A 13,128-nucleotide genomic window follows, 5' to 3' on the forward strand; every position below is an offset into this window, starting at 1 on the left:
AGACCCCCATGATCGGGACGTTGTCACTCCCTGACCGCTCTGCCGGATGGTTTCTGGCGGCCTGTGTGTGGCTGGCTCTGCCCTGCCTGGCCTCCGCCGGAGATGTGAAGATTTACCCCGCGGAAGTGTCCCTGTCGGCGGAGCACCCTTATCAGTATGTCGTGGTCGTTGAGGAAGAACAGGGCCGGGCCGTGGCTGATCACACCGGACAGGTGCAGTGGAGTGTGTCCGCGACGGATGTTGCGCGGATTGAAGGCGGGAATAAGCTGGTGGCGGCGGGTAATGGCGAGGCGACGGTGACCGCCAGCATAGGCTCCCGGCGGGCGAGCCTGCGGGTGAAAGTCCAGGGGTTGAATCGGCCTGCAAACTGGAGCTTCCAGCGCCACGTGATCCCGGTTCTGACGCGTTTGGGCTGCAATTCCGGAGCCTGCCACGGCGCCCTGGCGGGAAAGGGAGGGCTAAAGCTCTCCCTGCGGGGCTTCGATCCTCAGAGCGATCACTTTGTCCTCACGCGTCAGGCGTTGAGCCGCCGGATTGATCTTGCCGATCCCGCGGCCAGTTTGCTCTTGCGTAAGGCAGCACGGCAAATACCTCATGGGGGCGGGCGGCGATTGGTGGAAGGGGATGACAGCTACAACCTTCTGCTCCGTTGGATCGCTGCCGGGGCACCGGGACCGCAACCGGGGGAGGGTGCGCTCCGCCGCTTGGAAGTGCATCCCGCCACTTTGCTGTTATCGCCAAAGCAAAGCATGCGCCTGGTGGTCCGCGCGCACTATCAGGACGGCACCGTCGTGGATGTTACCCCGTGGGCGCGGTACAGCTCCAGTCACGAACCGACGGCGGCGGTGGACGAGAACGGGAAGGTGACCGCGCAGGCACCTGGAGTAGCGGGGATTGTTGTCGGTTTCGACACGCTGGTGGCGGTGGCTTCCGTGATTGTTCCCTATCCGCCGTTGGCCCCGGAGGATGCCCAGCGTCTGCGCCAGGCGCCGCGCCACAACCTCGTGGATGAACACATCCAGGCCACGTTGGAGTTATTGCGGCTGCCTCCGTCCCCGCCGTGCAGTGATGCGGAATTCCTCCGCCGGGTGTATCTGGACACCATCGGACGGCTGCCCACGCCGCAGGAGGCGCAGGCCTTTTTGCACGGCCCGGAATCCCAGCGCCCGGACAAGCGGCAGCGGCTCATCGATGCCCTACTGGAACGTCCGGAATATGTGGATTACTGGAGCCACGCTTGGTCCGATCTGTTCCTCGTTTCGACCCGGAAGCTGCCAGAAGCCGCCATGTGGGCTTACTACCGCCGCATCCGCCGGGCCGTGGCCGATAACGAGCCGTGGGATCGTTTCGTGCGAGACCTGCTGACGGCGCGGGGCAGCAATCTCCAACAGGGGGGCGGGAACTATTATGTCATCCACAAAGATGTCAGCGATCTGGCGGAAGCCACGGCCTTGACTTTTCTCGGCTTCGCCATCGGTTGCGCCAAGTGCCATAATCATCCCCTGGAAAAATGGACTCAGGATGATTACTGGGCGTTTGCCAATCTTTTGGCCCAGGTCAATCTCAAAAGCGGGGACCGTCCCGGAGAGATCATCATCAGCGATCGCCCAGAAGGGGAGGCGTTACATCCCCGGCGTGGCCTCGCCTTACCGCCGCGGCCTTTGGACGGCCCGCCATTACCCGCGGATAGTCCCCTCACGCGCCGGGAATATCTGGCTCAATGGCTCACCGCTCCCGACAATCCCTACTTTGCTCCGGCGATGGTCAACCGCCTCTGGCGCCGCCTGATGGGCCGGGGACTGGTGGAACCCGACGATGACCTGCGGGCCTCGAACCCGCCCACGCATCCCGCTTTGCTCCAAGCATTGGCCGCGGAGTTCGTGCGCCACAACTACGATGTCAAACACGTGCTCCGACTGATTCTCAACTCCGCGGCCTATCAGCGTTCCTCTCAGCCCCTGCCAGGCAATGTCAGCGATGACCGCTTCTATTCCCGCTATTACCCCCGGCGCTTGTCCGCCGAGGTGATTTTGGATGCATACTCCGACATCACCGGAGTCCCCACGTTGTTCAACCGGGTCAAGTCGGCCGCCGGGGATGCACTGACGCCGACCAGCAGCTACCCGCCAGGAACCCGTGCCATCCAGATCCCTGATGCCCTCGTCGCTTCCTATTTCCTGGAAGCGTTTGGCCGGCCGGAACGGGTCGCCGTCTGCTCCTGCGAGCGTAGCTCCGAAGCGAGCATCACCCAAGCCCTTCACCTCAACAACGGCCAGACACTCAACGAGAAGCTCCGCGAGAAAAACAACACCCTGAGTCAATGGCTCCAAAAAGGGATGACAGACCGCGAAATCCTGGAGCAACTGTACTGGCATGCCTTCTCCCGTCCTCCGACGGAGGAGGAACGCCGGCAGTGCTTGGCTATACTCGCCGAGGCCGGCCAGCAAGGTCCCCAAGGTCGGCGCGAAGCCCTGGAAGACCTCGCCTGGGCCTTGCTGACCAGCCGCGAGTTCCTGTTCAATCACTAATTCGACCCGCAACTTGACTCATTCTGCTCACTACCTTGGGAGCATGCGGGGGGGAATGCCGGTCCTGGATTGCGAGAGGGAAGGATCAAGGACTATGAAAGGCGTTATTCCAGCAATTATGGGAATGGCTCTGCTTCTGCCATGGGGGAAAGTAGCGGAGTCATACCTCGTTTTGGCTCAGGTATCGGGCCTGGAGCGATCCGCAGGACGCGCCGATCAGAGGGGTGCAAAGGAGGCTCTCCCGCAGCAGAGGAAGGAGCCGCCTGTGACGGCAGCGGCCTGGCATCCGTCGGGCAAGACCTGTGCCTTTGCTGTCCGGCAGCACTTGCGTGTATGTGACACCCAGGGGAGGCTGGCCGGACCTGCCGCCACGGTCGCAGGCCGCATCACCGCAGTGCAATACGATCCCCAAGGCCGGTGGTTGGCCGTGGCCCACGGCGAGATCGGGCGACAAGGCATAGTCAGTCTCTTGGCCCTGACGAGCGATGGCCGGCTCGCAGGTGGACAGCCTGCTTGGGTCCTCGAAGGGCATCGCGATTCTGTCTATGCATTGGCCTTCCATCCCCGTGGAACGCTGCTCGCCTCAGCAGGCTACGACCGGGATATTTTGCTTTGGGAGATTCCCCGTTCTACTCCCACGGAGACGGTCGCGGGGCGGATCAAACCCGTCCGCGTCTTGAAGGACCACAGCGATGCGGTATATGGTCTGGCCTTTCATCCTCGCGGATCCTGGCTGGCCTCGGCGGGCGCTGACCGAGCGGTGAAGGTCTGGCGGGTGGAGGACGGCCAGCGCCTCTATACCCTGGGGGAGATGACGGATTGGGTCTATTGCGTCGCCTGGCATCCTGATGGCAAACATTTGGCGGCGGGAGGTGTCGATAAGACCATCCGCTGCTGGGCTGCTGACGAGAAGGGCGGCAAGCTGATCGCTTCGGTGTTCGCCCATGAAAAACCTGTCTGGCGTCTGGCCTTTCAGTCCGATGGCGAGGTGCTCTACAGTGTGGGCGAAGAGGGGGTGATCAAGCTCTGGAATGTCCCCCGGCTCACCGAACGTCGCGTGCTGCCGGCTCAGGTCGAGACAGTGCTGGACCTGGCGGTTCATCCGCAACAGCCGCGGTTATTGTTGGGCCGCTATGATGGCCAAGCTCTGGTCATCGACGATGTCGGCCGGCCTGTGGTGTCTCTCTGGCCTCAGCCGCCCCAACCGCCGCAGCCGGTGCAAGTTAGCAGCGTGACGCCGCCAGCCGTTCACCGGGGGCAAAGGGTCCAGCTCACCGTGCGGGGCCGGCATTTGCAGCATCTGCGGGAGTTGACTGCTAGCCAGCCGGGGATTCACCTGAAGTGGAAACCGGCGGAGGAACCGGGCGAGACGTTGGTGGTGGAGGCCAGCGTTTCTCCCGAAGCACCCGTCGGCGTGGCGACGTTGCGATTCGCTGGAGTCACAGGCAGTTCCGTCACCTGGCCGTTGATCGTCGATCGGTTTCCCGCCGTAAGCGAGCGTGGCTCTGGAGATGCCATCCGAACAGGAGAAGCGGTGCGCCTGCCCGTGACCATAGCGGGGACGGTGGATCGGCCGGGGGATGAGGACTTCTACCGCTTCCAGGTCCATGCCGGGGAGGAGATCGGCGTCGAAGTCGTGGCGGCGGAGATCGGCTCGAAACTGGAGCCAGTTTTGGCCCTCCACGATGCTGAGGGGCGAATCGTGGCCGAGGGCGAGCGCAGCTTGGGTTACACCGCAGTACAAGCTGGTGTCTATGTGTTGTCTATCCGCGATAAGCAATTCCGCGGCGGCCAAGGGTTTGCCTACCGGTTGCACATCGGTCCGATTCCTGTGATTACGGGCGTCTTTCCCCTGAGCGCGCCTCGCGGCAAAACCACAACGGTGCAAGTGCGCGGCGTGCATCTGGGGCAACCTGAGGGGTGGCGCATCCCAGTGGCCATTCCAGCGGATGCCCCCGTCGGCAGCTCTTGGGAGATTCCGCTTCCGCCGGGGAAGGAAAAGCCGCGAGGGAAAGCTGCGGTTATCGTGGATCAACTCGACGGCCAAGCGGTGGACCCAGCGCGCGGGGTGGAGCTGGCCCTGGGAGAACAGGGTCAAGCAGCGGACGGTGTGTTGCGGCAGCCTCAGTCCCGCCACAAAATTCGCTTCCACGCCCGGCAGGGGGAGACCTGGATCGTGGAGGTCCTGGCCCGGCGGGCTGGCTCGCCTCTGGACCCCGTCATCGAAATCCTCGACGCTGCGGATCAACCGGTGCCGCAGGCCATCTTGCGCCCCATTTCCGTCTTCTACACCACGCACCGGGATCACGAAGCGACTTCCCCCGGCATCCGCCTGGAAAGCTGGAACGACCTGGCCATCGACGACTATCTGTACGCCCACGGCGAGTTGATGCGGGTCTTGGCCTTGCCGCGCAATCCGGATGACGATTGCCAGTTCTACCAGTTCCAAGGCCGCCGCTTGGCCTATTTGGGAACGACCCCAGCGGTCCATTATCAGGGGACGCCGCTCTACAAGGTGGAGATTCATCCGCCAGGACGCACGTTTCCTCCGAATGGATTGCCGCTCTTTACTCTGTACTATCGCAATGATGATGGGGGGCCGGAGTACGGCAAAGATGCCTATCTGCGGTTCACGGCACCGGCCACGGGGTTTTACAGCGTGCGGGTGAGCGATGCGCGGGGTGCGGGGGGACCGGATTATGCCTACCGCCTGCGTATCCGCCGGCCTCAGCCGGACTTCGCCATTCAGTTTCGTCCCACACGTCCGGTGATCTGGAAAGGGGGGGCAGCCAGCGTCACGGTCGAGGTCACTCGCCGGGATGGCTTTGATGGCCCGGTTCATCTGCAATTTGTGGATCTGCCGCCGGGCTTCTCTTCGCCTCCCACCTTTATCGAAGCCGGCCAGTTTACGACCGCGGTGACGTTGGCCGCCGCCCCGGACGCCCAGCTCCCGCCGCAGTACCGCTTCAAGCTCTTGGCCCGCGCCCAGATCGACGGCCAGGAAGTCACACGTCAGGTGTTCAGCGAGCCGCTCGGACCGGAGTCTTTGCGGCCGCCCGCGGACCTGATCTGCCGTCCCCGTGTTCCCAGCCTGACCATCCGCCCCGGCCAGGAGAGCCGCTTTATCGTGGACATCGAACGCTTGGGCAACTTCCGCGGACGTGTGCCCCTGGAAGTTCGCGGCTTGCCCCACGGCGTGCGCGTGCTCAACGTCGGCCTCAACGGCATTCTCATCACCGAACGCGAAACCAGCCGGGAAGTCGTCCTCTACGCCGAACCGTGGGTCCGTCCCATGCAGCATCCCATCGTGGTGCTGGCCCGCCACGAGGGGAAAGGGACCGAACATGCGGCGCCCGCCATCCTGCTCAACGTGGAAAAATGACAGCGCCCTCACGCTTCAACCCTGGCCCCGGCCTCAAAGGATCGTCCACCATGCTTCCCCGACTGCGTGCTTTTGCATGTGCCACCACGGCGTTTGTATGTTCCGCCACGGCAACGCTCGCTGCTATACTTGGGGTGACGGCTCGCTACGAATCGCAAGGTATGACCCAACCAGAGACGGCGGCGCAAACTCGACAAACTGGGGGAAAAAGAGGGCCGGTGAAGCTCACGGAACAGGCGTTGGCGATCCACCGGGCGGCTCTGCTCGTGGATGGACACAATGACTTGCCTTGGGAACTGCGGAGCAAGGACGGTCCCAGCTTCCGGTCCATCGACCTGCGCAAACCCCAAAAGCAGTTTCACACCGACATCGAACGGCTGCGGCGCGGCCACGTGGGAGCGCAATTCTGGAGCGCCTTTGTGCCCACCAGCTATGCGCGCAAGGGCCTGGCCGTCAAAACCACCCTGGAACAAATCGAGGTCATCCACGAACTGGCTCGGCGCTACCCGGATGTGTTCCGCATGGCCTATGGCACAGACGATATCCTGCGGATACGTAAGGAGGGGAAGATCGCCTGCCTCATCGGCGTGGAAGGCGGGCATGCCATCGACAACTCCCTGGAAGTGCTCCGCTGTTACTACCGCTTGGGTGTGCGTTACCTGACCCTGACCCACTCTGAATCGCTGGACTGGGCTGACTCCTGTTCCGATGCGCCCAGGGCGCGGGGGTTGTCGCCGTTCGGCGAGCAGGTGGTGCGGGAGATGAATCGGTTGGGGATGCTGGTGGACCTGTCCCACGTCTCCGACGATACGATGAAGGCGGCCTTGCGAGTGAGCCAGGCGCCGGTGATCTTCTCCCACTCCTCGGCGCGGGGCGTGGCGGATCATCCCCGCAATGTCCCGGACGATGTCCTGCGCCTGGTCCGCGACAACGGCGGGCTGGTGATGGTCAACTTCTATTCCGGTTTCCTCGTTCCGGAAGGGGCGCGGGCCACGCGCCGGATGTTCGAGATGCTCCGCGAGCTGCAAAAGAAGTACCCCAACGACGAGGATCGGGTCCGGGAAGCCTACCGCCAGTGGGCCCGCGAAAACGATTATCCCGCCGGAGATGTCCACACGATCGTCGATCATATCGATCACATCGTGCGCGTGGCGGGCATCGATCATGTCGGTTTAGGCTCGGATTTCGATGGCGTCTCTAAGCTGCCGGAGCAGATGCAGGACGTGTCGTGCTATCCTTATTTGACCCAGGCCCTTCTGGATCGGGGTTACAAGCCAGAAGAGATTCACAAGATTCTGGGAGGGAACCTCATGCGGGTGTTTGCCCAGGCGGAAGCCGTCGCTGCCCGCTGGCCGAAGTGATCCGTCGAGCCGCGGTTGTTACCGCTCCCCTCCAGCGGATAAGTCCCCAAAGCGCAGCTTCGGCACCCTTCTGCCTCCTTTCGATGCCTCTTGAGGTCTTGACGGCTCAAGCCGTCCACGCAAGGCAGGCCGAACGAGGGGAGCTGCTGGCGGGAACCAGGTCTCAGCGGCACACCAGACTTACTTCCGAGAAGGGATCAATTCCAAGGCGACCAAGCGACCTCGGCCCCGCAGGTAAAGGATGCCATCGCTGAGCACGGGGGGCGCCCAACAGGGATATTCCAAATCCGTGATTTCGTAGCGGGCGGCCTCCTCGTACTTTTGCGGGTTCGGCTTGAGGACGATCAGGGTGCCGAACTCGTTGAGGCAGAGCAGGTGGCGGTCCACGAAGAGGAGTGTGCAGCGCCCCGTGCGTTTCTGGACCCATTGGACTTCGCCGGTGTTGTAATCCAAGCAGCGCAGGTCCGCTTCCGGAGTTTCCCGTCCGGAACAGGCGTAGAGATAACCGTCCACATAGATGGGGGTGCACCAGTGGGCGGCCAAGGAGCGGTCCCAGCGGTCCTTGCCAGCATCCGACCAGATGACCCGCGGCTGCCACTGCTGGTCGATGTCTAAGAGCACGCTGCCCGGCCCATAGCATTCCGACAGGAGAACGCGGGAACCCACCACAACGGGGTTGGCGGCGTTGACACTTTCTTCGATGCGTGCCCGCCAGGGGAAATGGAAGAGCACTTTGCCTTGCCGCGGCTCCACGGCTAGCAAGCCGCCCCGGGCAAAATAGAGTAAAACTTTCTGGCCATGCATGGTGACGACGAGCGGACTGGTATAGCTGGCTAGCTCCTGACCGCTGGCCCAGCGGACTTTCCCAGTGGCTTTCTCGAAGGCCACCAGAGCCGTCCCATTCGACTGTACCTGTCGGAAGTCGAGAGGCCTGCGCCCTTGCGGGCTGCCACCGACCGGTACGATGAGCAGGTCTTCCACCACGACTGGCACGCTGGCGACCCCGAAAAAGTTCTGGTGGAAGTGGTATTCCTTCTGCGTGTCGAGCTTCCAAACCAGTTGGCCGTCGGTGCGCTTCAAGCAGTGGAGCATTCCCTCGACGCCGTGGAGATAGACATAGTCTCCATCCACCACGGGGCAGGCGCGCGGGCCAGGTTCATAACCGTAGTAATCCTCGTAGGCCGTGGGATACTCGAATTTCCATAAGTAGCGTCCGGTTCGGGCCTCGCGGCAGGTGAGCCGGGCGTTATCCCCGAAGCGGTCGAAGTGATACAGCTTGCCCCCTGCCACGACCGGCGGAGCATATCCCCAGCCCAGCTCGCAACTCCAGAGTTTTTTCAGCCCGTGTTTGGGCCACGTCTGAGGCAGTCCTTTTTCTGGAGACGTTCCGGTGCCAGCGGGACCGAGGAACGTCGGCCAATCCGCCGCGGAAATCAGCCAAGTTGTCAGAAGCATGCACCCCAGACTCAATAAGACTCGAAGCATGGCTGGCGCATTCCTTTCCCATTTTCCCCGGAGAGTCGATGAGCCGACGTTGGGCCGCCCTCTCCCCGCGGCTTGCTCCCCGGCGCTTGCCGTCCCAGGGAAGCAGAATAGGAATAATGTCTCCCTGAGCCAGTCGCGGGAAGCTGCGATGCTCCATCCCGGAAAACAGCGATCCTGACGGGCAGCATGCGATCGCGCTGCCTTTCTGCTGCCTTGGTATGGTTCGCTAACTACAATTTATCCATTCTCCTGGTGTTGAGGTCCTGATGGCTCTGTTGAGTTCTTCGGAAAGAGGAAGTTTTTTGTTCCCGTTGATGGAGGGGTGAAACTTTTATGGTCCGTGCCCGGCAGGTGGTCATCGTCAGTGCAGGCCACGTCGAAGTCCGCGAGGTGGAGTTGCCCGATCCGGAACCGAATCAGATTTTGGTGGCGGCGGAGTATTCTGCCATCAGTGCGGGGACGGAGCTGGCAGTTTATACGGGAACGCATCAGTGGTTGAAAGACCCCGCCATGAAGGAATGGAAGTTCCCCTTCCGCAGCGGCTACTCGGCGGCTGGGCGGGTATTGAAGGTGGGGCGGGATTTTCCGGGGGGATTCCGGGAGGGGGATCGCGTCAGTTTTCCTGGCAATCATGCCTCGGCGGAATTATTGACCTTAGGCCAGGAGCGCTGCCGAGTGTGGCGGTTGCCAGAGGGGTTGTCCAGCGAGCTAGCGGCCTGTGCCTGCATCGCGCGCTACGGCTTGGGAGCGGCCATCCGGGTGGGCATTACCCTGGCTCGCAGTGTGGCGGTGCTAGGATTGGGCATCATTGGTCAATTTGCCTTGCGGTGTTTTCTGGCCGCCGGTGCCGCCCCGGTGATCGGCATCGATACGGTACAGCGCCGGCGAGAAGCAGCACAAGCCGCAGGAGCCGATCATGTCATCGACCCCAACGCGGGCGACCTCCGGCAGCAAGTGCAAGCGGTGTTGGGCACACGCGGAGCAGAAATCGTGGTGGATGCCACCGGGGTACCGGCGGCGGTGCCCACGGCGATGAGTCTCGCCTGTGATGGCGGGCAGGTGGTCATCGTCGGCAGTCCGCGTGGGGTGGCCAGCAATGTCAACTTCTATGACGATCTGCACCGTCGCTACCTGGAAGTCACCGGCGCCCACGGCAACATGCTCTTCGAGCCGGCTCACACCCGCATTCCCGGCCATTGGGACATCGACAAAGCCCAGAACTGGCTGCTCCATCATCTCGCCTGCCGCCGCCTCAACCTGGAGGGGTTGATCACCCACGTCGTCACCCCCGAAGAGGTCGGCCAGGCCTACGAGGGACTGCTCCACGACAAGGAGCACTATCTCGGCGTACTGGTCAAGTGGGTCTGATGGCGCTTTTTACTGGCTCAAGCTTCGGAGACTTCCTCGGCACTCCAAATCGAAGCGGGAGAGCGGAACCGAGATTGGCCCGACTCTCCCGCCCTGGTTCCGTGAGGATTGGGGTGGGTCAGAGCTTTGGAGGCTCAGCCTCTCATTTCAGTCTTTTTTCTGGAACTTGCCTTTGCCGAAGCCGCCGAAAGCGGGCACTAAGCGCGACCGGTCAAACGGCGCCCCCACCAATTCCTTCCAGGTCTTCTTTTGGTTATCGTCCAAGACATCGAGGATTTTGTTGATGGCTTCCTCCTCGGCTTTGTTGATCTTGGTCTGGACCTCCTGGAAGCGCTTCTGGATGTCCTTGAAGGCATCGGGGTCGAACTTCCCCTTGCCGCCGCCTTTGCCGAACCCCAAATCGGCCATCAGCTCCCGGCGTTCAGTTTGGAAGTCGCTGATGACTCCCTTGACCGTCGCCTTTTGGCTGTCGGTGAGTTTGAGGGCCTCGACAATTTCCGCGTTGGTAAAGGCATTGACGCCGAGGAGTTGGCGTTCGATTTGCTTGAGCCGGTTGATCTGATCCTTGTTGAGGATGTCGCCGAGTTGCTTGTAAGCCTCCTTTGCGATGGCGATATTGGCCTTTTCCAGTTTGGCTTTGTCCTCATCGGAGAGTTTGCCAAAGCCGAAGCCACCGCCCTTACCCCCTTTCCCACCGAATTTGAACTCGATGCCGTGCTCTTTACGGATTTCCGCGGCGGTTTGGAAGAACTCTTTCGACCATTCATTGACTTTGGCGATTTGTTCTTCGGTCATTTTCAATTCTTCTTGGATGGCTTTGTTGATGACCAGGAAGTTTGGTCCGCCGCCGACGCCGAAGAAGCCCGGTTGGGCCTGCACGACGGCAAACATAGCGGCAGCGAGCAAGCCGGCGACCCAGTAACGTGTGCGCATGACCTTCCTCCTCCACAGGGGTAAAGCTGACCAACAATCCAAGCACGTGCCTCACGCTGAGGCCTACGGTACAGGACAGCTTACTTTCCGGATAGTGAAAAGACCGTGAGAAAAAGGCTATTAGACAGGGATGTTACGGGACACGGGATGCTCTCAGGGGGTGGGGCGGATAGTCGGGGGCAGGCCCGCCCCTCCGGGAGCCAGAGGAGAGGGGGAAGGCGCCGACGGACCAGGCCGGGCCGGCGGTGGAGACTGCGGCGCTTGACGGCGGGTAAACCCCGGCACATCCTCAAACCGGAAAACCTTCTGCGGGTCAATCCCCGGAATGTTGATCTTGTGGTTGGCCAGCGACCACTGCTCTATGGTGTCATTCGCTTTGACGATGTAGGCCTGGGCCGGCAAATACGCCAGGGAGCCGGTGCGCGGGCCATACAACGCCAGCCGCAACTGCTTAAATTCCTCCTTGTCCTTGGCCAAAAGCGGCTTGATGTCCAGGTAAATGTAGTACTGATCCTCGTTGAACAGGGTGATCTGGAAGCGTTTTTTCAGGTTTTCGGCCTTGAGGCCAGAGAGGAAATCGATCATGAGATTGTCGGTCGAGGCGTTGGGTTGCCGAGCGGGATCCGGAAGTTTCCATTCCGTGATGGTGCGATCCAAGCCGCTGTAAGCGTAGATTTCCTTGCCGGTGCAGATAAAGGCTTCGTAATCTTGGCCGGTTTTGTCCCCGACATACACCAGGCGCATGCGGGCGTAGTTAGGCTTCATGCAGAGCAGCTCGCCTTTGTATTCCTTGTCGGATTTGAAGACGCCCGTGGCGGCGGGATCGGAGCGTTTGAGCGTCACGGTCACAAAGATGTTGGTGATGCCCTCCATCGCTTTCTGCCAACCTTGCAGGTGGGCGTCGAGCCGAGCCTCAGCACTGCCCGGAGGAGGGGGCGAGACCGGTACGCCGGAGGGAGGAGCGCTTTGAGCTACGGCACGGGAAAAGCCTGGGGCGTACAGGCTGACCAAGGCTAAGACGGAAAAGCACGCTGTCCGCAACCACTTTCCGTAAGACATGGGTGGGAACTCTCCTGGGGATGGATCCTACTCTGTGGCAGGCGGGTTCCGACGGCCCGGCTCCCCGCCCGGACCCTGACTGGCTTATACACAATGTCCGTCCGAGGGAAAAGTCCGTTTTGAATCGAAGGGGAACTTTGGGGAGGTCCCGAAGTCCTGGACCGAGTGTGAGAACTTCTTGCCAGGGTGGTTTTGAAGGGGTGCAAACTGCAAACAGAAGCGGGGGACAACGGCTAAGACTTGCCTGCGGGCCGGGGATGGCGAATAGTGTTGATAGCAGGGCGAGGTGATAACCAATTCACACGCGAGGATGCTGGGAACATGTGGGAAAAGACGCAGGTACGGATTGTGGCCGGTCGCTTACGGGGCCGGAAGTTGCATGTGGTGGTCAAGGAAGGAATGCGTCCCACACCGCAATTGGTGCGGGAGGCCTACTTTAGCATCATGGGCAATGCGATTCCGGGTCGGCTATTTTACGATGTCTTTGCAGGCACCGGCGTGGTTGGCTTGGAAGCGGTGAGCCGAGGAGCGCTCGCTGCCCGCCTCATCGAAAATGACAGCCGCCAAGCCGCGGACATCCAGAAACACGCCGACCTCTTCGGAATCAGCCGGGACGTGCAGGTGCTTAAGGCCGACGCCTACCGTTGGGCGGAGCACTGGCAGCCATCGAGCACTGCTCCCGTCAATTTCTTCCTCAGCCCGCCCTTTGCGGATTTGCACCAGCGCCTGGAACAATTCCTGATCCTCGTGCAAACCCTCTTGGCCAAAGCCCCGCCGGAATCGGTGCTCACCATCCAAGTTGAGCGGGGGTTCCCCGTGGAGCGGCTGCCGAACCTGCAAGCCTGGGACATCCGCCGCTATGGCCGCAATCTCCTGATGGTGTACGTCATTCCGGATCAGGAACACGCATCGGCGTCCGGGAAGGAACCACAAACCCATTCGGTGGGTCAATGACGTGACCCATTCCAAGGGCCGCACCTTCCACCATTCACCATTCACCATTCAATTCACA

The 13,128-nt window shown here is 61.6% G+C and carries 8 protein-coding genes; 5 read left to right on the top strand and 3 right to left on the bottom strand.

The annotated features are described in order from the left end of the window. Positions 1 to 8: 8 nt before the first annotated feature. The 3 genes from H0921_RS16205 to H0921_RS16215 all read left to right on the top strand — a co-directional run bounded on the left by H0921_RS16205 (position 9) and on the right by H0921_RS16215 (position 7,271). Complete coding sequence (locus H0921_RS16205) at positions 9 to 2,528, top strand: DUF1553 domain-containing protein (RefSeq protein WP_194539566.1); 2,520 nt, start codon at positions 9 to 11, stop codon at positions 2,526 to 2,528. A gap of 265 nt (positions 2,529 to 2,793) precedes the next feature. Continuing rightward, on the top strand, positions 2,794 to 5,910 hold the full coding sequence (locus H0921_RS16210) for a WD40 repeat domain-containing protein (protein ID WP_194539567.1): 3,117 nt from the start codon (positions 2,794 to 2,796) through the stop codon (positions 5,908 to 5,910). Between the two features lie 50 nt (positions 5,911 to 5,960). Beyond that, on the top strand, positions 5,961 to 7,271 hold the full coding sequence (locus tag H0921_RS16215; protein ID WP_228499940.1) for a dipeptidase: 1,311 nt from the start codon (positions 5,961 to 5,963) through the stop codon (positions 7,269 to 7,271). Positions 7,272 to 7,451: 180 nt separating this feature from the next. Here H0921_RS16215 and H0921_RS16220 read toward each other — a convergent pair whose 3' ends face one another. After that, entirely contained in the window at positions 7,452 to 8,756 is a 1,305-nt protein-coding gene (locus tag H0921_RS16220) for a PQQ-binding-like beta-propeller repeat protein (protein ID WP_194539568.1), read from the bottom strand. A 333-nt stretch (positions 8,757 to 9,089) separates the two neighbouring features. On the opposite strand from H0921_RS16220, the gene H0921_RS16225 reads away from it, so the two are divergent. Beyond that, positions 9,090 to 10,124: a zinc-dependent alcohol dehydrogenase gene (locus H0921_RS16225; protein WP_194539569.1), complete on the top strand. Its 1,035-nt coding sequence runs from the start codon at positions 9,090 to 9,092 to the stop codon at positions 10,122 to 10,124. 147 nt (positions 10,125 to 10,271) lie between these two features. On the opposite strand, the gene H0921_RS16230 is transcribed toward H0921_RS16225, so the two are convergent. Both H0921_RS16230 and H0921_RS16235 read right to left on the bottom strand, forming a co-directional pair. Further along, positions 10,272 to 11,057 (bottom strand): Spy/CpxP family protein refolding chaperone, encoded by a 786-nt coding sequence (locus tag H0921_RS16230; RefSeq protein WP_194539570.1) that lies wholly within the window; start codon positions 11,055 to 11,057, stop codon positions 10,272 to 10,274. 153 nt (positions 11,058 to 11,210) lie between these two features. After that, positions 11,211 to 12,116, bottom strand: a complete 906-nt coding sequence (locus tag H0921_RS16235; RefSeq protein WP_194539571.1) for a TIGR03009 domain-containing protein — start codon at positions 12,114 to 12,116, stop codon at positions 11,211 to 11,213. Positions 12,117 to 12,437: 321 nt separating this feature from the next. On the opposite strand from H0921_RS16235, the gene H0921_RS16240 reads away from it, so the two are divergent. Beyond that, the gene (locus H0921_RS16240) at positions 12,438 to 13,070 is read left to right on the top strand and encodes an RsmD family RNA methyltransferase (protein ID WP_194539572.1); all 633 of its coding nucleotides are present in this window, start codon (positions 12,438 to 12,440) and stop codon (positions 13,068 to 13,070) included. Positions 13,071 to 13,128: the final 58 nt, after the last annotated feature.

The sequence above is a fragment of the Thermogemmata fonticola genome (genome assembly GCF_013694095.1).
Taxonomy (GTDB): domain Bacteria; phylum Planctomycetota; class Planctomycetia; order Gemmatales; family Gemmataceae; genus Thermogemmata; species Thermogemmata fonticola.

Excerpts from the sequence above, each read along its gene's own strand:
- H0921_RS16205 (WP_194539566.1), top strand. The coding sequence starts at position 9 with ATGATCGGGACGTTGTCACTCCCTGACCGCTCTGCCGGATGGTTTCTG.
- H0921_RS16215 (WP_228499940.1), top strand. The coding sequence starts at position 5,961 with ATGCTTCCCCGACTGCGTGCTTTTGCATGTGCCACCACGGCGTTTGTA.
- H0921_RS16220 (WP_194539568.1), bottom strand. The coding sequence starts at position 8,756 with ATGCTTCGAGTCTTATTGAGTCTGGGGTGCATGCTTCTGACAACTTGG.
- H0921_RS16225 (WP_194539569.1), top strand. The coding sequence starts at position 9,090 with ATGGTCCGTGCCCGGCAGGTGGTCATCGTCAGTGCAGGCCACGTCGAA.
- H0921_RS16230 (WP_194539570.1), bottom strand. The coding sequence starts at position 11,057 with ATGCGCACACGTTACTGGGTCGCCGGCTTGCTCGCTGCCGCTATGTTT.
- H0921_RS16235 (WP_194539571.1), bottom strand. The coding sequence starts at position 12,116 with ATGTCTTACGGAAAGTGGTTGCGGACAGCGTGCTTTTCCGTCTTAGCC.
- H0921_RS16240 (WP_194539572.1), top strand. The coding sequence starts at position 12,438 with ATGTGGGAAAAGACGCAGGTACGGATTGTGGCCGGTCGCTTACGGGGC.